The organism is Flavobacterium undicola (assembly GCF_009909155.2).
In the GTDB taxonomy this organism is placed as follows: domain Bacteria; phylum Bacteroidota; class Bacteroidia; order Flavobacteriales; family Flavobacteriaceae; genus Flavobacterium; species Flavobacterium undicola.
Window position 1 is genome coordinate 1 of the sequence record NZ_JAAAPM020000044.1, and the last position, 23638, is coordinate 23638.

A 23638-nucleotide genomic window follows, 5' to 3' on the forward strand; every position below is an offset into this window, starting at 1 on the left:
CTTTGCAAGCTTCATCATTTGGCAATTCTTTTATAAAGTTTAGTATGCTTTGTCCTTCAAATACTTCCATAACGACTGTTTTTAAAGACATAAAAATACAGAAACTAAATGACTAACTCAATTAATTTTATTTTTTTATGACTAAATTTAAAATTAACTGTATTATAATTATTAATAATTGAATCATAATCAACTGGATATTTATCTTTAAAATGTTTACCAAACAAATTTTCAAAGTCGAGATCTTTTGTGAATTCATACTTTTCAATTGTTTGCATTATCGAAATAAAATGATGGTATTTAGTTGGCAAATGATGAAATAAATCAAACCCGTTTCCTGTAATTAAAATTTTACTCATAAATAAAAATCCTTTTCTCAAATATACTATTTTTAATACAATTATAGCTTTAAAAAATCCCCAGAACTTATATGACTTATATGTTTAAAAAACTATTTTTGCCTTATAAACCAAAGGCAAATTGAAATCCATACTCTTTAAAAAAACCAACATTTCCTATACTGATTCCGGCAAAGGAACGGCTATCGTTTTATTACATGGCTTTTTAGAAAACCTATCGATGTGGAATGCTTTTGTTCCTGAATTTTCTAAAAAACACCGCATCATCACCATTGATTTATTAGGTCATGGTAATACCGAATGTATGGGTTACGTGCATTCGATGGAAGACAATGCCGATGTGGTTCACGCCGTTTTAGCTGAACTACGTATTAGAAAAGCCATTTTTGTTGGGCATTCTATGGGCGGTTATGTGGCTTTGGCTTTCGCCGAAATGTATCCGGATTATATCAAAGGATTGGTTTTATTGAATTCGACTTCCAGAGCCGACAGCGACGAAAGAAAAGCGAATCGAAATCGTGCCATTAAAGCAGTGAAACAATCTTTCACAAATTTCATCTCGCTTTCCATTGCCAATTTATTCAGCGAAGAAAACCGGGAACGATTAAAAGACAATATTGAATTAGTAAAAAAAGAAGCTTTAAAAACCCCTCTTCAAGGTATTGTTGCTTCATTAGAAGGCATGAAAATCAGAATGGATAGAGAAGTTTTATTACACTTGACTCCCTATCCCAAAATGCTGATTCTGGGAGAAAAAGATCCTGTTTTACCGTATACAGAAACCAAAGAACAAATAGACGAAACAGCCGTTCAATTAGTCACTTTCCCCGATGGACACATGAGCTATATTGAAAACAAAACCGAATTGACTACCGTTTTATTAGATTTTTTTAAGAAGATTTAAATCATTCCTGATTTCAAATAACCTCTTGTTACCAATTCACTTTTATCTTTTAAGTGATGCATTTTACCTTCTTTCATCAATGCCAATCTATTGGAAACCTCTATCACATTTTCATAATTGTGATCAGTAATAATAATTCCCCTTGTTTTTGAATTTTCAATTATTAGCGCATTAACCTTTTCAATCATAATTGGAGACAATCCATTGTATGGTTCATCAAGCAAAACAAATTTTGTTTCTTTATTCAGAATTAATTTAATCTCTAAATACCGTAATTGTCCACTCGACAAATGCTTAATTTTCTTGTTTTGGATAGTTTGAATCATTTCATCTTCATAAAATCCCTTTAATTTATCTTTTGTTATTGATAATCGAATTGCTTTTTCTACAGAAAACAAATTAGGAATAAAATTGTCCTGAGGCAAATAGCTAATTTCATTTAATAAATCTGCTGTTTTTGATTTGGACGAACCATCAATTCGAACAAATTTAAAATCAGCAGCTACACTACCAAAAAGTATTTTTAGAAAGGTAGATTTCCCAGAACCATTCCTTCCTAAAATTCCAATGATATCAGTTGTTTCACATTTTAAATACAAATCTGAAATTATATTTTTCCCTTGATATTGTTTTTGGATACTATCAACTTCTAATACACTTTTAGTCATACAAATGTCTTATTTGATTAATAATCCAAATAAACAACACTGAAAAGATAACATTGATAAAAAAACTAATAATCAATAATTTGTGTTTTGAAATTCCATTGTTATAGTAAAACAAATATTCTTTTTTAGAATTGACTTCTTTCATCAAAATACTTATCCAGAATCCAAAAACAACGAGTATGATTTTAAAAATTTCGAAACCTCCCAAAGCCAATCCCAAAAGACTTATTGATAACGTTATTATCAAAGTACTTTTGTAAAATTCAAAAATGCTTGCTAGTTTTCTAAAAAAATAATCCATTATATTTTCTCTTCAAATGACTTATCTGTATCTAGAATCTCTTTCAACAACAACACAATTTGTTCCAGATAATTAGTCATTATTTCTTCATTAATAATTTGCTGAACGTCTTTGTCCTCTTTAAATTGGAACGGTAAAAATCCTGATTTTAGATTTTTGAATGAAATAATTCCCGCTTCTATTGATTTTCCGTTGGCTTCGGGTTCATACATGAATGCATAAGCCAGAACCTGAATGATTTTGTCATTTTTAAGCTCCTGAGTCAATCCGCTCCATGTTTTCAAGCTAACACTTGCTTTTTCAACTTTACCGGTCTTATAATCTATAATGCGGATGATTCCGTTGCGCTCTTCAATTCGATCGACATTTCCTTTAATCAATACTGGAAAAGGTAAATCGGGATGATTTAAAGTTCTTCCAAAAGTCTGTTCCAAAGCGATAATTTTAATCGCATCTCCAGCCTTAATACACTCCAATTCTACTTTCAGGAAATTAAATACATTTCTTTTAGCCACTTCAAAAGCAAGTAGATTGCGGCCTTTTTTGATTTCGCCTTCTTTATAAACAATTTTAAACTGTTTTAAAACCTCATCGTCAATGAGTTTAAAACAATTATCAATATCCGATTCTGAGATGAATTTCCCAATAAACGGCTCGTATAAGGCTTTTAAAGTTTCGTGAATTATCGTTCCCAAAGTATTCAACGCGATGTTCTCTTCAACTTCTTCTACTTCTCGGATTCGCAATATTTTTTGAAAATAAAACTGAATTGGATTTCGAATATAACTCGTTAAAGCCGAAGGAGAAAATCCCTCTTCAGCAATTTTTTTCAAACGTCCCATTACCGCTGGCGATTTTTCTATCACCATTGGCGTATAGGCTGTTTCAGGTAAAACAGCATTGTAAATTTCGTGCGAAAGATTATGATTGCGTTGTTTTTCGACTTCTAATTGCGTGATAAAACGGCTTTTTTCACCGGCATCCAATCCTTCACTTTCGGTATTATACAACAAATAAATATTCTTAGCCCGTTGCAACAAATGATAGAAATGATAGGTATAAATAGCGTCTTTTTCTTTAAAAGTGGGCAAACCCAATTCTCGTTTCACATCATAAGGAATAAAGGAATTTTGAGATTTCCCCGCTGGAAATTTTCCTTCGTTCATCGAAGTGACAATTACCGTATCAAAATCCAAAACGCGGCTTTCCAATACTCCCATAATTTGCAAACCATTCAGAGGTTCGCCTTCAAAGGAAACCTCAGCTAAATCGATTACTTGTTTATAAATAGCATGTAAGGTTTCGATTTTATCAATATGTTGGTGTTGTGAATAATAGTTGATCAATTTATTAATCACTTTGAAAATAGCAAAAACAAAGGCTTTCGTAATCTTTTCCTCTTCATTATCATTGCTTAAATTTCCTTTTATAGCCAATAATAATTTTGAAACCGCTTGCAAAACAGCTATCGAACCATTTTCCCATTTTTGAAATAACAACAAAAATAAATCAGTCGGATAAACATTCAATTCCATCAATTTATAATGGCTAATAAAAGTATAATTGTTCTTATTGATAATATCAACCAAAGCGGTGGCTTCAGCATAAGGTTCCACTAAAGGATGAGTCAAAATATCCAAAACATCTTTATAATAAAACACATAACTTTTTGCATTTCTAGACAAAGCGTTGGTGTGCATTTTGAACAATTTGGCAATCAAAATTTGGGCAGGATTATTTTTACTCGAATAGCCCATAGTAATATTCAAAGCTCCAACGGTGGATGGTAAAGAATATAAAAGCGGTACTAAAAGATTTTCTTCTCCAAGTACAATAGCAACTTTATCCAATGATGCTGTTGGATTTTCTTCTATGATTTTCTCAATAATACTTCCTGAAATTTTGGACTGACCAATGCTTTTTGGCGTCCCAATAATCTGAATATTTTTAGACTGCGAAAAATCATCCACAATCCATTCAAAAGAATTGGATTTGTAGTGTTTCCAATTTTCTTTAAATCTCCTTACAAACAATCCTGCATCATGATAGGGATCATTTAAAAAAGTTTGATCGGCATCCCAATAAATTTTGGCCTGATCATTCGAAATCAAATGTTGAATAATTTTTTCTTCGGAAGCATTCAACGCATTAAATCCTGCAAAAACAAATTGCTTATTGGTAATTGAATTCGAAAAATGATTTAGATTCTCTACGGCTTCACGATAAATTAATCCTTGATACCCGATTCCTTTTTGAAGTAAATGTGCGTATAACGATTGATAATAAAGAGGGAGTAATTTCCAAAAATCGATATATTTTTCAAGTAATTGGGTTTTATTTTCTACTTCAATTCCCCATTTTTTTATGTCTTCAATGTCTTTTAAGTAAGACAAAACATGTGTTGGATCTAATAAATAACGGTCAATTTCATTGAAGTCTTGCAGCAATGTTTTTGCCCAATTAGCAAACAACTCAAAAGATTGCTGATTGGCTTTATCAGTTATAGATAAATAAACTTCATAGAATTCAAACAATAATTCTATTGGATCAACAGTACGAATTCCCGCAATATCCTGAATAAAATCTTCTATACTAATAATCTCAGGAGCAAGAATATTATTCGAAACTTGTTTTTTAAGCGCTTCAATTAAAAAAATCTTGGCTCTTTTATTAGGCAAAACTACTATTGTATTAGCTAATTTAGCTGAATATTTTTCAATTAAAACTTGGGCAATCTTATCTAAAAAAGTACTATTTATCATTTCATAAAAATAAAAAAACGCCCCGATAAATCGAGGCGTTCCTTATATTTATTTAGAAAGAAATTATTTGATTAATTTCACTTCAGTTCTTCTGTTTAATGCTTTACCAGCAGCAGTTTTATTAGTAGCAACTGGCATAGTTTCACCATACCCTACTGATTTTAATTTGCTTGAAGAAATTCCTCTTTCAAGTAATGCGTTTTTAACTGCATCAGCTCTGTTTTCAGAAAGTTTTTGGTTGAATGCATCAGAACCATCGCTATCTGTATGACCTTCGATCAAGAATTCAGAGTTAGCGTAGTTTTTAAGAAGTGCAGCCATTGCATCTAATCTCTTAGGAACGTCACTATCTTTGAATGTAGCTTTTCCAGAGTTAAAGTAGATAAATCTAGCTTGAGATTTTAACTCATCCATTGCCTCAGGAGTTACTTCTGGACAACCTTTGTTACTAGCTGGACCAGCAACTTCTGGACAAGCATCATCTTTATCAGCTACACCATCTTTATCTGTATCTGGCCAAGGACAACCTGCGTTTTCTTTTGGACCTGCAACATTAGGACATTTATCATCTTTATCAGCTATTCCATCTTTATCAGCATCTGGACAACCTTTTAAAGAAGCTAAACCAGCAACATCTGGACAAGCATCATCTTTATCAGCTACTCCATCTCCGTCAGTATCAGGACAACCATTGAATGCAGCTAAACCAGCAACTTCTGGACAAGCGTCATTTGAGTCAATAATTCCGTCTCCATCAGTATCAGGACAACCATTGAATTGTTTTAAACCTGCTACTTCTGGACAAGCATCATCCTTGTCATAGATTCCGTCACCATCAGTATCTTTTCCTCCAAATTTGAAAACAATACCTGCTGTGTGTTGAAAGTGAGAACGAACTAAAGGATCATTATCGCTTTCAAATGCTTTTTTATACGAAGTACCAAGTGCTAAACCAACATTTTCAGTAAACCAAAAAGTTAAACCAGCACCAGCATTTACAGTTCCAAAGCTACTATCTCCTAAGAAAGTATAACCTCCACCTAAATGTAAGCTTGGATCAATTACTTTAGATTTAATTAATTCCATGAAGCTGTATTTTACCTTTGCATCAATTCCATAATACATTAAATCACCTGGATTAGTTACAATGTACCCGCGAGAATCATGTCCTGGAGCTGTTGGTTTAAAAGAAACTAATTTGTCAATTTTATTAACCGAACCTTGAAGTCCAACCGTAAAACCACTTCCAACATAACGAGATACACTTAAATAAGATACTGAAGGAAGAATATTCCAGTTATTTTTCACATCAAATGGTTGAGAAAAATGACGATCTACCCAGTTCTTACCACCACCTGCGCTAGTTCTAGTGTCAACTGCATTTACTCCAAATTCAATTGCCAATGGATTGTTACTGTCTTGTGCGTGAGAACTTATACCCATCACCATCATTACAGCAACAAAAAGTTTGTTAAGATGTTTCATACTTAATTTTTTTGATTACAATTTAGTTAATTATTAACAAAAATAGCGCGTAATTTTTTAACTACAAAATAGAATGTTAAAAAAAAAGCCGCATTTCAATATTGCTAAACAAATAAAAACGAACCATTAACATTAAAAAAAAGCTACGAACTCAACACTGCAAAAGGCTACCAACATCAAGCAATACTTTTATTGAAATTTGACAAACTTAAATAATTATCAATTTTGACAATAAAAACGATATAAAAAAACTACAAAAACCTTAACTATCAACAACTATTATGACAAATCAAAGATTAATAACCTCCATTTTCTGCCCAATATACACCAATGATTTCCTCTCCACATCAAAGCCCATTAGTTCAATTGCAACCTGATAATTCTCTAATTGTTTCTGGTATTTTGCATTATGAACTCCAGTTTTATAATCCAATAAAAACACTTTATTCTCTTTTGTAACTACCATTCTATCGGGTTTTATTAAGCTTCCTTCTTTCTGAATAATAGTTTGCTCATTTAACACTTCATTCCCTTCTGCAAAAAACAATTCTAATGCTGCATGATTCACTATTTCTTGAATCGTTTTATAAACCAATTCTTTTTGAATAAAATTAATCAAGCCGTTTTCAATTGCCTTGTCTACCGCCAAATCCACATCATTTTTTGTTTTCACAAAAGATAAAATCTCATGTACCACATTACCATACTCTATCGATTCCTGCTGATGTGTCCCCCACATTAAGGCTTCTCTTTGAGCAATTTTAATATTTTTAGGATTTAGTGTTTCAGCAACATTTTCAATTGGTTTCGAAGTATCAACGTGTTTTGTTTCTGAAGAAATTTTTACTGCATTCCCGAATTCATATTCCAATATATTTTCATCAAAAACTCCTTTATTCAGCAAATAATTAATAAAAAAGGTACACATGTTATTTTTAGGCACCTCCCCATTTCTGGACAAATTCATATTAGAGATAACATACAATTGTTCTTCTGCACGTGTCAAAGCCACATAAAGCACATTTACATTATCCAACAACTCTTCTTGCTTTTTTTGATCATATACTAATTTAGCTTCCTCTCCAAAACCTTCCACAGCACTACTATTATCAATCAAAACCTTAGGCAAACCTAAATCCATTTCTTCAGCATCTAGCCACAACTTATCTTTGGGTTTTCTATTATAATCTTCTTCAGCAAAAGGCATAATTACAACTGGAAATTCCAAGCCTTTCGATTTATGAATCGTCATAATTCGAACTGCATTATTCCCTTCTGGTGACGGAATACTGAATTTCTCCCCGTTTTTATCCCAGAAAATCAAAAAATCAGCTATTCCTGCCTGATTACGTACATCACGTTCGAGAACAATATCTAAGAAATATTGAACATATGCATTGCCATCTCCTTTGCTTCGCCAGTTCGCTAAAGCTCGTGTGGAGAAGGTTGGGGAGAGGAATTTCGAAACAATAATCTCAACAGCTTCATAAAGAGACTTTTTTCGAATATTTTGAAATGAAAGCGAAATATCAAAACTCATCAACCATTTTTCAAAATCAGCTTCTTGTTTTTGTTCCATTCCTTTGGCTATGAAATCATGGACAGGCATTTGATCTTGAATATTTTTTGCGATATAATGCAAGAAATAAGCTTTCGATTCTAAGTCGGCATTATTTTTAAGGTATTTTAAAAGATGAATTATCAAACGAACTTCGGTTGCATTTTGAATCATCAAAGTTTCTGATGACAGCAACGGAATATTTTGCTCCGTTAAATAATTAGCAATCGCAATTCCCTGATCGCGTTTACGGGTCAAAATCACAATATCCTTATATTCAAAACCTTCTTTTAGTACTTTCTGAATCGTATTTAAAGTCGCCAAAACAAATAATTCAGTCTTATCAAATGCTTCTTCATCTTCTTCTGTCGCTTCTATTTTTGGAATAAAAGAAATATTGACGTAACCTCCTGTTTTATCATTGCTTTTTTGATGACTGTGATTTTCGTATAAATCTTTATAATCAGGTTGTTCAAATTCAGAGGACAATAACTTAAAAAATTCATTATTAAATTCGATAATTTGAGAATACGAACGGTAATTTTTATCTAAATGCTCTAATTTTTTATCTGGATTATTAAACGGATTATTGTCTTTACTCAGTTCAATAAATTGCTCCGCTTTTCCACCACGCCAACGATAAATAGACTGTTTAGGATCGCCCACAATCATCAAGGTTCCCTTTTCTCCATAATCATCCTGACCCGAAAGTGCATTATCGATAAGCGGAATCAAATTTTGCCATTGCATCTCAGAAGTATCCTGAAATTCATCAATAAAAAAGTGACGGTATCGCTCGCCTAATCGCTCATATATAAAAGGAGCAGGCTGATTTTGAATTTCGCGATGAATAATAGCATTAAATTCGGATATCGAAAGTACATTTTGTTCTTCCTGAATTTTAGCCAATTCATTACTCACCGTATTCAATAATGAAAGTGGCGTTATGTTTTTTAGGAATGCTTTGTAAAAATCACGTTTTTCGAAATTCTTATAAATCAGCGCTAAAATTTGTAATAATTCCGGAATTAAATTCTCAATCAAAGCTCGGTCTTTGGCCGTTTTATTAATTGCAATATCATCAAACTTATGAAAGGTTTTATTTTTAGGATTGTATTTTCCGTCTCGAATGCTGGTCAGATGATTAGGAAAAGTGCCTCGGGAAAATGATTTCAAATCAATTCCGTTATCCTCAATTAAAAGCAAAGCAGCTTCGGCAAAGGCTACATTTTCTTTATCTAAATCTTTACACGATACAACAAGTTTCTTTTTAATTTCGACAAATTCGGCAATGGATTTATCATGAAATTGAGTAATTTCATTTCGATTGTTTTCATTCAAAACCAACTTACCCGTTTCCATTATTTCTCTGGAAATATCCCAGGATTTATCATCATCGGTTTTTTCCATTGTAAAATCGATGAGCAACTTAGTTAAGGTTTCATCTTCGCCGGCTTGAGCAATGATAGCATCTATGGCTTCTGTCAACAAATTCTCAGTATCCAAAGTAACTTCAAAAGTCATCGGTAAATTCAAATCGTGTGCAAAAGCACGAATCACTTTATGCGTGAATTTATCGATTGTCGAAATATCAAAAGCGGCATAATTATGAATAATATGCTTGATAATTTGCTTTGATTTGGTTTTAATTTGAATCAGCGAGAGTTGCGTATCGACAGCTAAATCCCGCATTAAATCCTGTGCCTTTTTTGAAGGCTCGTCTTTAGCAAATTCAGACAAACTACCTACAATTCGGCTTTTCATTTCGTGTACCGCTTTATTAGTAAAAGTGATAGCCAAAATATTGCGATAAGCATCATTTTTTGGAGCAACCAGAATAATTTTCAGGTATTCTTTTACAAGCGCATAAGTTTTACCGGAACCTGCTGAAGCGTCATATATAGAAAAGGAATGTCTTTGCATTTGGATTTTTGATTGCTGATTAATGATTTTTGATTTTAGAACTAAACTACTTGCTTTGCATTTATTCTAGCCCTGATGGAAACGACATCCTTTTATTCCAGGGTTTGGAATAAAAGATAAAGTGTACAGCAGGAAATAGCTCTTAAAAAATCAGAAACTATAAAATTGCATATTTAATGCTTAAAAGTAGTATTTTTGCAGTATGGAAACAAACAGACAGAAAAAAATAGGCGGAGTTATCCAAAAAGATTTGGTGGATATTTTGCAAGGTGAAGTGAGAAAAAATGGAGTTAGTAATTTGGTTATTTCGGTATCCAAAGTATCTGTAACTTCTGATTTATCTGTGGCTACAGTATATTTAAGTGTTTTTCCTCAAGAAAAAGCACAAGAAACATTGGACGGAATTAAATCGAATACGTCTTTGATCAAGCATGATTTAGCCCAAAGAGTGAGCAAACAATTACGAAGAGTTCCTAATTTAGTTTTCTTTATTGACGACTCTTTAGATTATATTGAGAAAATTGACAACGCTTTGAAAAACCAAGAAAATCCAATTGAAAACAGAGATTTATTAGAGAAACGCAAATTTCAATAAAGCTTGAATTTTCCGCTATACATAGCCAAACGTTACATTCGTAGCAATAGTAAAAACAATGCCATCAACATTATTAATCGCATCGCGAGCATGGGAATCATTGTTGGCGCGATGGCTTTGTTTGTGGTATTATCGGTTTTTAGTGGACTAAAAGTTTTTAGCCTTTCGTTTAGCAATGATATTGATCCTGATTTAAAAATAACGAGCACCTTAGGTAAATCCTTTTTTATAACTCCAGAACAAGAGGAACAAATCAAAAAAATTGATGGCGTATTTTCTTATTCTAAAATTATCGAAGAACGTGTTTTATTTACTTTTGACAACAAACAAGAAGTAACTTACCTCAAAGGTGTTGATTCCAACTACAGCAAAGTCAATAATGTCAATAAAATTATTTACACTGGACAATGGATTGAAGACAACACCTATCAAGTAGTTGTTGGCTTTGGATTTGTTCAAAAACTTTCATTAGGATTACTCGATTTCAACAAACACTTAGAAGTTTTAGTCCCAAAAGCAGGCAAAGGAAACATAGAAAATGCCGAAGAGGCTTTTAATAAAAGAGAGATTTTTCCAATAGGTATTTACGCCATCAACGAAGATTTAGATTCTAAATATGTTTTTGCGAATTTAGATTTAGCTCAGGAATTACTGGAATACAAGAGCAATCAAATTTCCGGTATTGAGCTTAAAGAAAAGCCTAATGTTGATGAAAACATCATCATAGAAAAGTTAAACAATATTTTTAAAGGAAAAGTCAACATAAAAAACAGAGCGCAACTCAACGAATCCTTGTACAAAATGTTGAATACCGAAAATATTGCCGTGTATTTGATTTTTACTCTCGTAATTATTGTAGCCCTTTTTAACTTGATTGGTGCATTGATTATGATGATTCTTGACAAAAAAGGAAATCTAAAAACACTTTACAATTTAGGAACTGAAATCAAAAATTTGCGTAAAATATTTTTATTGCAAGGTACTTTATTGAGCTTTTTTGGAGGACTTATTGGACTCGTACTAGGAATCATAATCGTACTTTTACAACAACATTTTGAGTGGATTATGATTACTCCAACTCTAGCTTACCCAGTTGTTTTCTCTATTGAAAATGCTTTAATCGTAATGACTACTATTGTTTCTCTTGGATTTATTGCTTCGTTGATAGCGAGTAGTCGTGTGAGTAAAAAATTGTTGGAATAGATTTATAAAATCTTAGGTAGCTTATTAGGAATATCTTCTTTAGAATGCCAAAATGCTAAAATAAACACTTCGCCATTTTCCCAAATATAATATAAACCATAAGGGAATTTATTCAGCCAAAATATTCTAATTTCAGAATAACGACACTGGAAACTTTCAGGATTTTCAGCAATAGTCTTAAAAGCTAATCGTATTTCTTTTTCTATTCGTTTTGCTAGAATACTATTTTTCGAAGCATAAAAAGAAATCACATCTTCAATTTCAACTGCTGCATTAGTTTTTAAAATGAGTTTATTACAACTCATATTTAGATTTTAAAGAATCTAGAAACTCAAATGCATCTACTCCAGATTTTGGTTTTTCTTGATGTTCTGTTATCCTTTTATCCAGTTCTTTTTTTTGATTTTCCGTTAAGGATACAGGTTCAATTTCGCGCAAAACAAAATTCTTCACTTTCTGAATAATAGAAGCGTCATTGATATTTTGAAGTAAATCAATTAAAAGAGATTTTTCTGTTTGAACACTCATAATGAATACTATTTATAACAAATATAACGAAAATTTAGAAAACACTAATTTGGATTCTATAATTCTTACACCACCTCATAACCCGAATAAGCATCTTCAATCTCATTCAAGACTGCAAATAATTCTTCAGGACGGTCTAGAGTGACCAATTTTTGTTTATAGGTCTTAAAAGAATGAATCCCTTTAAAGTAATTGGTATAATGTGGTCTGGTTTCAACAATACCAAGACGTTCTCCTTTCCAATCCATAGCCCAAGTTAGATGATTGCGAACAGCTTCTACTCTATCAGCTACGGTAGGTTTAGCCAAATGCTCTCCTGTTTTAAAGAAATGTTTGATTTCGTCAAAAATCCAAGGATAACCAATGGCGGCACGACCAATCATGATACCGTCAATACCGTATTCATTTTTATAATGCAATGCTTTTTCTGGCGAATCGATGTCCCCGTTTCCAAAAATAGGCATCGTAATTCTAGGATTATTTTTTACTCTTGCAATGTGTGACCAATCCGAATGGCCTTTATACATCTGAGCACGGGTTCGCGCGTGAATACTCAAAGCTTGCACGCCAATATCCTGTAAACGTTCGGCAACTTCATCAATATTAATCGAATTGTCATCCCAACCCAAACGGGTTTTTACCGTTACAGGAAGATTAGTACTATCAATTACGGCTTTTGTCAAACGCACCATCAAATCAACATCTTTCAATACTCCAGCGCCAGCGCCTTTGCAAACCACCTTTTTAACAGGACAACCAAAGTTAATATCAATTAAATCTGGATTTACCGTAGTTACAATTTTAGACGAAAGTGCCATAGCCTCTTCATCACCTCCAAAAATCTGAATTCCAACAGGACGTTCGTAATCAAAAATATCGAGTTTCATTCGGCTTTTGATAGCATCACGAATCAAACCTTCGGAAGAAATAAATTCAGAGTACATCATATCGGCTCCATGCTGTTTGCACAATCTACGAAATGGTGGATCGCTCACGTCCTCCATAGGTGCAAGTAATAATGGGAAATCCGGTAATTCTATGTTGCCAATCTTGATCATCTTCTGAATTTTGCTGCAAAATTACACTTTTTAGATGAAACGATAAAACGAAGAATTAGGAAACACTTCGTTTTAAAGCTTTTAGTTTATAAATTATAAGCTTTGAAGCTATTGAATTTAGCGTATATTTGCAGATTAATTGCCTTGTTTTTTGAGGTTGCGTTAGGCTTCTGCTTCAAAAACACCCATACTTGGCATGACATAAAATATTGATATAAACTGAAGATGAAACAGATAAGAAATTTTTGCATTATTGCTCATATTGACCACGGAAAAAGTACCTTGGCTGACCGATTGCTAGGAGCTACTCAAACCGTTACGGCTCGTGAGGAGAAAGCACAACTGTTAGACAACATGGACTTGGAGCGCGAACGTGGGATTACCATTAAGAGTCATGCGATACAAATGGAATACACCTACAAGGGCGAGGAATATATCCTGAACTTGATTGACACTCCCGGACACGTAGATTTTTCTTATGAAGTTTCTCGCTCAATTGCAGCTTGTGAAGGCGCTTTATTGATTGTAGATGCAGCACAAAGTATCCAGGCGCAAACTATTTCAAACTTATATTTGGCTTTGGAAAATGACTTGGAAATCATCCCAGTTTTAAACAAAGTAGATTTACCATCTGCCAATCCTGAGGAGGTAAGCGATGATATTATTGATTTATTGGGATGTAAACTAGAAGATATTATTCATGCTTCTGGGAAAACAGGTTTTGGTGTCGAAAATATTTTGGCAGCTATTATTGAAAGAATTCCTCCTCCAAAAGGAAATAAAGACGAACCGTTACAAGCTTTAATTTTTGACTCTCATTACAATCCGTTTCGTGGAATTGAGGTTATTTTCCGTGTAAAAAACGGAGAAATCAAGAAAGGTCAGAAAATTAAATTTATGGCTACCGGAAACGAATATTTTGCGGACGAAATTGGTACTTTAAAACTGAACCAAGTTCCAAAACAAGTGATTTCTGCTGGTGATGTTGGTTATTTGATTTCGGGAATTAAAGAGGCGAAAGAAGTAAAAGTGGGCGACACGCTTACGGATGCTAAAACGCCAACCACTAATATAATTACAGGTTTTGAAGATGTGAAACCAATGGTTTTCGCTGGGATTTATCCTGTAGATACCGAAGATTATGAAGAGTTAAGAAACTCGATGGAAAAACTACAGTTGAACGATGCTTCGTTAGTGTTTTTACCAGAAAGTTCTGCAGCATTAGGTTTTGGATTCCGTTGTGGATTCTTAGGAATGTTGCACATGGAAATTATCCAGGAACGTCTGGAACGTGAGTTCAACATGACAGTAATTACTACGGTTCCTAACGTATCTTACCATGCATTTACCAAAAAGGAGCCTGACACAATTTTAATTGTAAACAATCCGTCGGATTTGCCAGAACCTTCTCGTTTGGACCATGTTGAAGAGCCTTTTATTAAAGCCACAATTATTACCAAGTCTGATTACGTAGGAAACGTAATGAGTTTATGCATCGAAAAACGTGGACAAATAACCAATCAAACCTATTTGACTACGGAACGTGTAGAGTTGAATTTTGATATGCCATTGGCCGAAATTGTATTTGATTTTTACGACCGATTGAAAACGGTTTCTAAAGGATATGCTTCGTTTGATTATACGCCAATAGGAATGCGAACTTCCAACTTGGTAAAAGTAGATATTTTATTGAATGCCACTATTGTGGATGCTTTGTCGTCATTGATGCACGTTGATAACGCCTATTCTATTGGTAAAAAGATGTGTGAGAAGCTGAAAGAATTGATTCCACGTCAGCAATTTGATATTCCTGTTCAAGCGGCTATTGGTGTGAAAGTGATTTCGCGTGAAACGATAAAAGCTTTACGTAAAGATGTAACTGCCAAATGTTATGGTGGAGATATTTCCCGTAAACGTAAATTATTGGAAAAACAGAAAAAAGGTAAAAAACGTATGCGATTGGTAGGAAATGTTGAAATTCCACAAGAGGCGTTTATGGCGGTTCTTAAACTCAACGACTAGTTTTTTTTTAGAAAAAAGAATATAGAGAATAGAATATAGAGAAAACCTGATGATGAAAATTGTCAGGTTTTTTTGTTTTAATTTAATTTCCAAAAACAGCAAAACTGTATCTTTGAAGTAAAAAATCATACTCATGTTTGATGAATCTCCAAAACGATTTGACCGCATTGTTGCCATTCTTATTCAATTGCAATCCAAAAAAATTGTAAAAGCACAGGAATTGGCGAATCGTTTTGAGGTGAGTTTGCGAACTATTTATCGTGACATTCGTACGCTGGAAGCTTCAGGAGTTCCTATTTATAGTGAGGCTGGCGTTGGTTATGCTTTAATGGATGGCTACCGATTACCGCCTGTAATGTTTACCCGAGAAGAAGCCAGCAGTTTTATTGCTGCAGAAAAATTAATGCAGAAATTTACAGATGCAACTCTTGGAAATCACTATGCTTCGGCAATGTATAAGCTAAAAGCCGTACTTCGAAGCGACGATAAAGACTGGGTTTCCAGCATTGAATCGAATGTTTTAATGCAATCTTCTGAGAAACTTTTTAATGATAAATCGCCGAATACTTTGGCAATTCTTTTTGAAAGTATAGCCGAAAAAACACAAGTTATTCTTTCGTATGAAGCAATTCAATCGGACGGAATTACGGTGCGAAATATTGAAGCTGTTGGAGTTTTTCACGACAATAACAATTGGTATATGCTGGGGTATTGTCATTTGCGTAAAGATTATCGGCAATTCAGAACCGATCGGGTTCACGGAATCAAAAAAACAGAAATTCCATTCTCAATAGAACACGATGCTTTAGAAACCTATTTGGATAAAAGCAAAAACGTTTCTACTACTAAAGTTCGAATTTTGGTAGATAAAAAAATTGCTAAATACCTGGCATACGAACGAAAATACCACGGCTTTGTTTCTGAAAAAATAATAGAAGACAAAATCGAAATGACTTTTATGTCTCGTGATACGTTGGAAGGATTTTCGCGATGGTATTTGATGTTTGGAGACTATGCGACTATATTGGAACCAGAAAATTTGAAAACCAGAATTCTGGAATTACTTGAACTGAACAGACAACGGTTTTTATAAAAAAAACTCCTAAAACGAAATTCATTTTAGGAGTTTTTTAGTTTTTATCTTTCCCAGAAGAAAGGAGGTTCAATGCCTAAAGCACGCAAATACACATATCCCTGACCGCGATGATGCACTTCATTATCAATAAAATATAAAATATTATGAATTATCGGAAATTCATATTGACCAAACAAATTAAAGGTTTCATTAAAATCTTCGATTGATAATTGCTCCCAATATTTATTAATTTCGGCAGTAGCTTCATCCCATTTTTCAAGATATTGGGTTTTTGAAATTAACTTTTCTGCTCCTTCTGTATAAGGTTGAATTTCTCGATTTACAATTCCTTTCAATGCAGGTGCACCAATAGCTAAAAGTTCATCTGCCAATTTTGAAAAAGGTCTCATACCACCGATTGAAAATTCGAAGAAATCTTTTTCAGGAAATAATTCAATCACTCGACGTGTTAAGGCGCGATGCCCTTGCCAGTGTTTTAATAAATCTTCAGGTGTAATAACTTGTGCCGCTAATGTTTTCATAATTTTAAAGTTTTAATTTTTACTTCTTCAAAATTAGATACGGCTGGTGACAACAGTTTGTCAGTAGTAATTTTATTTTTTTTGCAACCATTCAAATAATCGTTTGGCATCTTCCAATTTAAATAACTGCGTTCCTTCATTCATTGTAGCTGCCGAACCACAGGCTACGCCCCAACGAATCACTTCTTTTAAACTTTTGTTTTGAGACAAAGCCCAAACCATTCCTCCTACCATACTATCTCCTGCCCCCACAGTGCTTTTTTTAACCACGTTGGGCGCTGGAACATACTCATAACTGTCTTTTGTAACCAATGCAGCTCCTTGTGGCCCTAGCGAAACAACCACAATTTCGGCTCCGCCATCAGCAATGATTTGTTTTGCAGCTTCATTTATTTCGTTTAATTCTAATCTTTCTTTACCAACTAATTTAGCTAGTTCACCCACATTGGGCTTGATTAGAAAAGCGCCTGTTTTTAAAACTTTTTTCAAGGCTTCGCCCGAAGTATCAACAATTAATTTTGCCTTTGTACTTTTTGCAATTTGTTGGTAAAAATCATCAGACAGTCCTTCGTTCAAACTTCCGCTAACCACTAAAAATTGGGTGTCTAAATTTGAAATCGAATTCAATATACTTTGTGCTTCCTTTGACGAAATTTTACCCCCCGGAAAACCAAAACGATATTGTGAATTCGTATTATCATCTACTGCAATAAAATTCTCTCTTGTCCAGGCTTCAACTTCAATAGTTTTAGATGAGATTCCTTCTTTATTAATTAGTTCTTCGAGCAATTTTCCTGTAAAACCTCCAGCTGTAAATAATGCTAATGAAGTTCCACCAAGTCTTGAAATAGCTTTTGAAACGTTAATTCCTCCTCCACCAGCATCATATCTTGGCACTTCACACCTTATTTTCTGTTCCGGAACCAAGCCTTTCAAATGAGTACTTTTATCAATTGCCGGATTGACTGTCAGGGTAACTATATCGAATGATTTCATTTCTTTGTTTTAATTTGACTTAAAGATGCAAAAAAACCGAATAGCAATCACTTTTTAAAACAATTCATTTTCCGGATTTTTTTAATTAGCCAAAACCTTTCCATCTTTGTATCTTTGTGCCTTTGAATAATATTAATAAATTAAATCAAAGTGAACGAAAATTGCTTCGTTCCTCACAATAACCATGATTGAAGATAAAAACCCACAACGTACAAGCATTGCTCAATTGGGCGAATTTGGATTGATAGACCATTTGACGAAAAATTTTGAAATCAACCAAGCTTCTACCTTAAAAGGAATTGGTGATGATGCTGCTGTTTTGGATTTCAAAGACAAAAAAGTAATCGTTTCTACTGATATTATGGTCGAAGGTGTTCATTTTGATTTGGCCTATATGCCCTTGAAACATTTGGGGTACAAAGCTGTTGTTTCGAATGTTTCTGACATTTGTGCGATGAATGCCAAAGCAACTCAAATTACGGTTTCGATTGCGGTTTCTAACCGTTTTCCATTAGAAGCACTGGAAGAATTGTTCCAAGGAATTACACTTGCTGCCAATGAATACAAAGTAGATGTTATTGGTGGCGATACTACTTCATCTCAAAAAGGACTAATTATCAGTATTACTGTTTTAGGTGAAGCGGATGAAGAAGAAATCGTGTATAGAAATGGAGCAAAAGCTACCGATTTATTAGTGGTTACTGGTGACATTGGTGCGGCTTATATGGGATTGCAAGTTCTGGAAAGAGAAAAACAAGTATTTCAAGTCAATCCAAATTCGCAACCTGATTTAGATGCTTATACGTATCTTATCGAACGACAATTAAGACCAGAAGCACGTAAAGACGTTCGCACTTTATTACATGCTTTAGAAATAAAACCTACATCAATGATTGATATTTCGGATGGATTGTCGTCTGAAATTATTCATTTGTGTAAACAATCTAAAGTAGGTTGTAATTTGTACGAAGACAAACTACCATTAGATCCTCAATTCATTAATGTGTGCGAAGAATTCGATATTGACAGCACAACAGTTGCTATCAATGGCGGCGAAGATTATGAATTATTATTCACCATTCCAATTGACGATTTTGACAAAATCAAAGGAAACCCTAATTTCTCTATAATTGGCCACATGACTGAAGAAAATGAAGGTATTCATCTTGTAACAAGGGCTAATACTAAAATCGCATTGAAAGCCAGAGGTTGGAATGCTTTAAGCGAATAATTTAAATAAAACTAAAACCGTCTCGTTTTTAGAACGAGACGGTTTTTCTTTGTATTTTTTATTCTAATATTTAAAAAATCAGACCTTTGTTTTTCGCTGCTTTTACAAGTTCTAAATCCTCTTCTCCTACTACATTAAGCAACTCCTTAAGACTCGACTTTCTTGATTCTATTGCATTTAAAGATATGGGTATAAAATGAAGCATGTCCTGAATCTCAGTCCCTTTAGACAAATGAAACAATATTTGTTTATCAAATAAATCAATTTCAATTGAATTATCATGTGACTCTAACATTTCTAAAATAGATTTACTATAGTACACTTGATCTTTAATTACCTTATCAAAAGCATGTAACAACTCATCAAAAGTTAAATCATTCTTTATAACCAATCCTTTTGGATTTACTTTGTTAATCAATGTTTTTAACTTTAAAAACTCTGTAAACATAGTCAACATAATGATTTTGCAATCAGGCATATACTCTAAAATCAATTTAGCCAAATCTTCTCCTGAATAAAGTTCTTTTTCTTCATAAGAAGGCATACTAATATCTAAAAAAGCAATATCAAAAGTAACTTCAGGATTTGTAATAACATGATAAGCCGACTCACAATCCTTTGCTTCTAAAATAGAAAACTCGTATTGATTAGGTTCATATCGAGTTATAGCATTTTTATACCCTTGAATAATAAAAGGATGGTCATCAACAATTAAGATGTTTTTTTTAAGCCTTGCTTCAGCTGTTTCAATTGTCATTTATTATGTGGTATTTGTTTCTTATTCTAACGGAATAGTAACCGTAATTGTTGTTCCTTCTCCCTTTTTTGATTTCACATTAAATTCGCCATTACACTCCTTAGCACGAGAAATCATATTTTGCAAACCTATTCCTTTCTTTTTCAAATTAACATTAAAACCTACTCCATCATCAGTGATTGTCAAAATAATACTATTCTCTTGTTTCTTCAATTCAACTTTAACATTCGTTGCATTGGCATATTTATTAATATTCTGTAAGGATTCTTGAATAATACGATACAGATTTATCTTCACCGAGTTGATAGCCAAATCCCATTTTATATTTGAATCGATGCTAGAAAACAATTTACATGAAAAAGTTTTTCTTTGCTCCTCAAAAAGATTATCTACAATTGCGACGAAGTTATTAATTAATTCTGATTTTTCTCTATTCAAGTCATGAGAAATTTCACGAATATCTTGTTCAATATTTTTTAACTCCGATAAATAATCATTTCGTTGGTTAACAGCTAAATCATCGTTAAATCGATTCAAGCCTTCTAGATTCATACGCACACCAAACATCCTCCCTAAAACTCCGTCGTGTAACTCTTGAGCCACACGTTTTTTTTCTTTTACCCTATTTGCCTCAATTGTATTTTGTTGCGATATCATCAAGTTATAAATATCCTCATTCGCTTTTTGTTGTTGTTGTTTGTACAACAACTCTCTATTTTTAGCTTTTTGTGATTTTATTATATAGAAGAAAAGTCCTAAAATTGTCAAACCACTAAAAAAGTAAACTAGATTTCGATTCTTAGTCTCTAAGGTACTATTCTCTCCTTTTATCTGATCTGTATCATATTGAATACGGGAGAATTTTTCACCCATTTTACGTTCTTCTTTTTGTAACTCCTCATTAATACGGATGTATTCTTTAGTATAACTCGAGGCATTTTTAGTATCAACAACTGTAATTTGTTTCAAAGCGAGCAACTTCTCCCGAGACCTATTTATCTTTCTTGCTAAAATAAGTGCTTCGTTTGCGAACTGTAATGATTTAGTTTCATCGTTTTTAGAGCTATAATATTCCGAAAGATGAATTTTATTTGAAATAATCTCTGAATTGAGATTTAAGCTATCTCTTATCTTCAATGATTTGTAAAACAATTGAGGCAATCCATCATTATCCTGTAATTTAAATTTTGAATATCCCAAATTATCTAACAATAAAGCATAAATACTAGGATCTTGATTGTCTATATTTTGTTGTTCAATCCCTTTCGAAAAATAATAATTTGCAACTTTATAATTTTTCAAATTAACATATACTAATCCTAAATTCAAATAAGAAATAGCCATTGTTTGATTTTTTCCAATTATCTGCATTTTATCAAGAGTCTTCAAAGCCTTTTTATGATATGAAATAGCATTTCCATACTCATTCATACTATTATAAACCATGCCTAAAATATTATTGGCATCATAATTTATTTCATTAGCAATATCATTATTATCATCTTTAATTATTCGCAATACTCTAAAAATCTCTTTTTCACTTCCTATCAAATCTCCAACTCGAAATAACAAATCGGCTTTATTAACAAGTGTTTTGGCTAATTGATATTTATCATTAAGCTTATCATACATTTTCTCTGCCTTATAATAAAATAAGAATGAAGAATCAGAAATAGATTTCACTCTATAATAATCACCCAAATAGCCATAACCTTTAGCCATACTCACAGTATCGCTTACTTTTTCAGAATTTTCTAAAACTAAATTAACCGATTCTTTATATCCTTTCCAATTGTTTATATTAAAATATCTATTGGCTATTTTAAAAAGATTAACCCTATTTAATGAATCATTTTCCTGATTAATTACAATCTCATTAGCTTTCATGATGTAGCTTAATCGTTTCTGCCTTGAAAGATTAAAATCATTAGCTAAAGTAAAATAAGATGAAAGACTATCATTTGATGTTGTAATAGGCTTTTTATCTGTCTTTTTTTGGGTACACCCAAATAAAACAAATATCAACATCCAAGAAATTAATTTAGTAATTGTTTTCAATAGTAATTCCGAATTTCACCAAAAATACTAATTTTAAATTAGTAGCATAAAAAAAGGCTACCAAAATGGTAGCCTCTTTTTATAATTTTCAAAATATTAATCAGTTTTGATATTTCTACTTCCTCCGTCATTTGAAGTATAATCAGTTTTGATATTTCTGCTTCCTCCGTCATTTGAAGTATAGTCAGTTTTAATATTTCTGCTTCCTCCGTCATTTGAAGTATAATCAGTTTTGATATTTCTGCTTCCTCCGTCATTTGAAGTATAATCAGTTTTGATATTTCTACTTCCTCCATCATTAGTAGTTGATGTTGTGAAAGATGTTAAGATCATCATTAAAGAGAATAGTCCGATTGTTGCGATAGATTTTTTCATGATTTGGGTTTTTTATGTTTTTATACTTTTTTACTTGTTTTTGAAATCGCTTTGTTGCTTTTTCTTGTAGTAAAATTATACAGCTTACCCCTATTTCTATCGTGTTTTCAGGTGTTTATGGTAGAATGACATTGTTTGATAGTGAATGTGTGCCAAATTATGGTAGATGGCTATTTTTTAAATTTCTAAATAATTTCCGTTTGAGATTTCAGAAATAATAAGGTCGATATTAGCCTTATAAGATTTAGAGAATGGTATTTTGTTTGCAGAATTCTTGATATAGCAAACAGCATTTCCAGTATGAATTCTAGAAATAGACTGACTATTTACAATATAACTATTATGAATACGAACAAAAGGAAATGACAAAACACTTTCAAAGTGTTTTAAAGTTTTAAATGCAGTTACCGTTTCTCCGGTATTTAAATGTATATCCGTCGAATTATTATCCGCTTGTAAATAGCAAATATCTCTTGCATCAATATACCTGTAATCACCGTAAGACTTAATACATAATATAAGAGGCTCATTTACGGTAGAGACTTCATGTTGTACAACATAAGTTGGTTTTTCATCAACTTCAGATTTAGAAGCTTCCACAACGGGCAATTCTTGTACAACAGCGGTTTTATTTAATTTCAAAACTAACTTTACAAAATCAATGCGCACCAAGGGTTTCAATAAATAATCGGTAACCTGATATTGAATTGCCTCAAAAGCCAAATCCTTCTTAGAAGTGGTAATAACAATTTTAGGAATAACATTTAAATAACGATACAACTCATTAATTAAAGCTAAGGACAAATTACTCTTCTTGTTTTCGGGATCAATTTCAAGAAAAACGAGCTGTGGATTATGCTCTAAGATCAGATTTAAACCTTCCTGATAATTATTTGCTGAAGCCAAAAAATCCAGTTCCTGAAAACTATCTGCCATGGCTTTAGTTTTCAAGACACTTTCCTGATTGTCATCAATAATAACGTACGAATAATTCATCTGGGCACTTTCTAATTAAATTAGAGCGCACAATGTTAGTTTTAGCTGAAAATCACTTCAACTATCTAGGTTTATAAATGTTAGGTAGTTTTGGGAAACTAGATTAAAAAAAATGATTGAGTTATACACTTAATATCTGTTTTATGTTTTTTTGATAAATCGGTTTTGCATTCACCATTCTTTCTATGGATTTATGAAAAATACTTGTTTTAAATTGAGAACGGTTTATCCTAAAACAAAAT

At 32.7% G+C, this 23638-nt stretch carries 20 protein-coding genes and 1 pseudogene; 6 read left to right on the plus strand and 15 right to left on the minus strand.

Annotation, left to right across the window (positions count from 1 at the left end; genetic code table 11):
* Nucleotides 1–104: 104 nt before the first annotated feature.
* Nucleotides 105–380 (minus strand): hypothetical protein, encoded by a 276-nt coding sequence (locus GTZ96_RS16920; protein ID WP_207720204.1) that lies wholly within the window; start codon nt 378–380, stop codon nt 105–107.
* A 100-nt stretch (nt 381–480) separates the two neighbouring features.
* Between GTZ96_RS16920 and GTZ96_RS16925 the strand changes: the two genes are divergently transcribed.
* Nucleotides 481–1263 (plus strand): alpha/beta fold hydrolase, encoded by a 783-nt coding sequence (locus tag GTZ96_RS16925; protein WP_161645092.1) that lies wholly within the window; start codon nt 481–483, stop codon nt 1261–1263.
* Here GTZ96_RS16925 and GTZ96_RS16930 read toward each other — a convergent pair.
* From GTZ96_RS16930 to GTZ96_RS16945, 4 genes are all read right to left on the minus strand, one after another.
* Nucleotides 1260–1931, minus strand: a complete 672-nt coding sequence (locus tag GTZ96_RS16930; protein WP_161645093.1) for an ATP-binding cassette domain-containing protein — start codon at nt 1929–1931, stop codon at nt 1260–1262. The two genes, GTZ96_RS16925 and GTZ96_RS16930, sit on opposite strands and share 4 nt — an antisense overlap.
* Before the next feature lie 300 nt (nt 1932–2231).
* Nucleotides 2232–4994 carry a PD-(D/E)XK nuclease family protein gene (locus GTZ96_RS16935; protein ID WP_161645094.1) on the minus strand — a complete coding sequence of 921 codons (2763 nt, stop codon included), beginning with the start codon at nt 4992–4994 and terminating at the stop codon, nt 2232–2234.
* Between the two features lie 63 nt (nt 4995–5057).
* On the minus strand, nt 5058–6479 hold the full coding sequence (locus GTZ96_RS16940; protein ID WP_161645095.1) for an OmpA family protein: 1422 nt from the start codon (nt 6477–6479) through the stop codon (nt 5058–5060).
* A gap of 289 nt (nt 6480–6768) precedes the next feature.
* On the minus strand, nt 6769–9960 hold the full coding sequence (locus GTZ96_RS16945; protein ID WP_161645096.1) for a UvrD-helicase domain-containing protein: 3192 nt from the start codon (nt 9958–9960) through the stop codon (nt 6769–6771).
* A gap of 202 nt (nt 9961–10162) precedes the next feature.
* Here GTZ96_RS16945 and rbfA point away from each other — a divergent pair, with 202 nt between their 5' ends.
* Nucleotides 10163–10555, plus strand: a complete 393-nt coding sequence (gene rbfA / locus GTZ96_RS16950) for a 30S ribosome-binding factor RbfA (protein ID WP_161645097.1) — start codon at nt 10163–10165, stop codon at nt 10553–10555.
* Between the two features lie 3 nt (nt 10556–10558).
* Nucleotides 10559–11758: an ABC transporter permease gene (locus tag GTZ96_RS16955; RefSeq protein WP_181033223.1), complete on the plus strand. Its 1200-nt coding sequence runs from the start codon at nt 10559–10561 to the stop codon at nt 11756–11758.
* 2 nt (nt 11759–11760) lie between these two features.
* Here the strand turns inward: GTZ96_RS16955 and GTZ96_RS16960 are convergent, their stop codons facing one another.
* The 3 genes from GTZ96_RS16960 to dusB form a co-directional block, all read right to left on the minus strand.
* Nucleotides 11761–12063 (minus strand): type II toxin-antitoxin system RelE/ParE family toxin, encoded by a 303-nt coding sequence (locus GTZ96_RS16960; RefSeq protein ID WP_161645099.1) that lies wholly within the window; start codon nt 12061–12063, stop codon nt 11761–11763.
* Nucleotides 12053–12286, minus strand: coding sequence for a hypothetical protein (locus tag GTZ96_RS16965; RefSeq protein ID WP_161645100.1), 234 nt, complete (start codon nt 12284–12286; stop codon nt 12053–12055). Before GTZ96_RS16965 ends, GTZ96_RS16960 begins: the two co-directional genes overlap by 11 nt.
* 65 nt (nt 12287–12351) lie before the next feature.
* The gene (gene dusB, locus GTZ96_RS16970; protein WP_161645101.1) at nt 12352–13344 is read right to left on the minus strand and encodes a tRNA dihydrouridine synthase DusB; all 993 of its coding nucleotides are present in this window, start codon (nt 13342–13344) and stop codon (nt 12352–12354) included.
* 225 nt (nt 13345–13569) lie between these two features.
* On the opposite strand from dusB, the gene lepA reads away from it, so the two are divergent.
* Nucleotides 13570–15366, plus strand: coding sequence for a translation elongation factor 4 (gene lepA / locus GTZ96_RS16975; RefSeq protein WP_161645102.1), 1797 nt, complete (start codon nt 13570–13572; stop codon nt 15364–15366).
* A 133-nt stretch (nt 15367–15499) separates the two neighbouring features.
* On the plus strand, nt 15500–16459 hold the full coding sequence (locus tag GTZ96_RS16980) for a helix-turn-helix transcriptional regulator (RefSeq protein ID WP_161645103.1): 960 nt from the start codon (nt 15500–15502) through the stop codon (nt 16457–16459).
* A gap of 44 nt (nt 16460–16503) precedes the next feature.
* Here GTZ96_RS16980 and GTZ96_RS16985 read toward each other — a convergent pair whose 3' ends face one another.
* Both GTZ96_RS16985 and GTZ96_RS16990 read right to left on the minus strand, forming a co-directional pair.
* On the minus strand, nt 16504–16983 hold the full coding sequence (locus GTZ96_RS16985) for a DinB family protein (protein WP_161645104.1): 480 nt from the start codon (nt 16981–16983) through the stop codon (nt 16504–16506).
* Nucleotides 16984–17055: 72 nt separating this feature from the next.
* Complete coding sequence (locus GTZ96_RS16990) at nt 17056–17979, minus strand: 1-phosphofructokinase family hexose kinase (RefSeq protein WP_161645105.1); 924 nt, start codon at nt 17977–17979, stop codon at nt 17056–17058.
* Nucleotides 17980–18163: 184 nt separating this feature from the next.
* On the opposite strand from GTZ96_RS16990, the gene thiL reads away from it, so the two are divergent.
* Nucleotides 18164–19210 (plus strand): thiamine-phosphate kinase, encoded by a 1047-nt coding sequence (thiL, locus tag GTZ96_RS16995; protein ID WP_161645106.1) that lies wholly within the window; start codon nt 18164–18166, stop codon nt 19208–19210.
* 70 nt (nt 19211–19280) lie between these two features.
* Here the strand turns inward: thiL and GTZ96_RS17000 are convergent, their stop codons facing one another.
* The 5 genes and pseudogenes from GTZ96_RS17000 to GTZ96_RS17020 form a co-directional block, all read right to left on the minus strand.
* A complete protein-coding gene (locus GTZ96_RS17000) occupies nt 19281–19967 on the minus strand; it encodes a response regulator (RefSeq protein WP_161645107.1) in 687 nt (228 codons plus the stop codon).
* A 21-nt stretch (nt 19968–19988) separates the two neighbouring features.
* On the minus strand, nt 19989–21995 hold the full coding sequence (locus GTZ96_RS17005) for a tetratricopeptide repeat-containing sensor histidine kinase (RefSeq protein ID WP_161645110.1): 2007 nt from the start codon (nt 21993–21995) through the stop codon (nt 19989–19991).
* A 126-nt stretch (nt 21996–22121) separates the two neighbouring features.
* On the minus strand, nt 22122–22400 hold the full coding sequence (locus tag GTZ96_RS17010; protein WP_161645108.1) for a hypothetical protein: 279 nt from the start codon (nt 22398–22400) through the stop codon (nt 22122–22124).
* A 177-nt stretch (nt 22401–22577) separates the two neighbouring features.
* A complete protein-coding gene (locus GTZ96_RS17015) occupies nt 22578–23396 on the minus strand; it encodes a LytR/AlgR family response regulator transcription factor (protein ID WP_161645109.1) in 819 nt (272 codons plus the stop codon).
* A 121-nt stretch (nt 23397–23517) separates the two neighbouring features.
* A pseudogene (locus GTZ96_RS17020) lies at nt 23518–23638 on the minus strand (IS1595 family transposase); the annotation flags it as partial.

Coding starts and splice junctions, on each gene's coding strand:
- GTZ96_RS16930 (WP_161645093.1), bottom strand. CDS start 1,931: ATGACTAAAAGTGTATTAGAAGTTGATAGTATCCAAAAACAATATCAA.
- GTZ96_RS16935 (WP_161645094.1), bottom strand. CDS start 4,994: ATGATAAATAGTACTTTTTTAGATAAGATTGCCCAAGTTTTAATTGAA.
- GTZ96_RS16940 (WP_161645095.1), bottom strand. CDS start 6,479: ATGAAACATCTTAACAAACTTTTTGTTGCTGTAATGATGGTGATGGGT.
- GTZ96_RS16945 (WP_161645096.1), bottom strand. CDS start 9,960: ATGCAAAGACATTCCTTTTCTATATATGACGCTTCAGCAGGTTCCGGT.
- rbfA (WP_161645097.1), top strand. CDS start 10,163: ATGGAAACAAACAGACAGAAAAAAATAGGCGGAGTTATCCAAAAAGAT.
- GTZ96_RS16960 (WP_161645099.1), bottom strand. CDS start 12,063: ATGAGTTGTAATAAACTCATTTTAAAAACTAATGCAGCAGTTGAAATT.
- GTZ96_RS16965 (WP_161645100.1), bottom strand. CDS start 12,286: ATGAGTGTTCAAACAGAAAAATCTCTTTTAATTGATTTACTTCAAAAT.
- dusB (WP_161645101.1), bottom strand. CDS start 13,344: ATGATCAAGATTGGCAACATAGAATTACCGGATTTCCCATTATTACTT.
- lepA (WP_161645102.1), top strand. CDS start 13,570: ATGAAACAGATAAGAAATTTTTGCATTATTGCTCATATTGACCACGGA.
- GTZ96_RS16980 (WP_161645103.1), top strand. CDS start 15,500: ATGTTTGATGAATCTCCAAAACGATTTGACCGCATTGTTGCCATTCTT.
- GTZ96_RS16985 (WP_161645104.1), bottom strand. CDS start 16,983: ATGAAAACATTAGCGGCACAAGTTATTACACCTGAAGATTTATTAAAA.
- GTZ96_RS16990 (WP_161645105.1), bottom strand. CDS start 17,979: ATGAAATCATTCGATATAGTTACCCTGACAGTCAATCCGGCAATTGAT.
- thiL (WP_161645106.1), top strand. CDS start 18,164: ATGATTGAAGATAAAAACCCACAACGTACAAGCATTGCTCAATTGGGC.
- GTZ96_RS17000 (WP_161645107.1), bottom strand. CDS start 19,967: ATGACAATTGAAACAGCTGAAGCAAGGCTTAAAAAAAACATCTTAATT.
- GTZ96_RS17005 (WP_161645110.1), bottom strand. CDS start 21,995: ATGTTGATATTTGTTTTATTTGGGTGTACCCAAAAAAAGACAGATAAA.
- GTZ96_RS17010 (WP_161645108.1), bottom strand. CDS start 22,400: ATGAAAAAATCTATCGCAACAATCGGACTATTCTCTTTAATGATGATC.
- GTZ96_RS17015 (WP_161645109.1), bottom strand. CDS start 23,396: ATGAATTATTCGTACGTTATTATTGATGACAATCAGGAAAGTGTCTTG.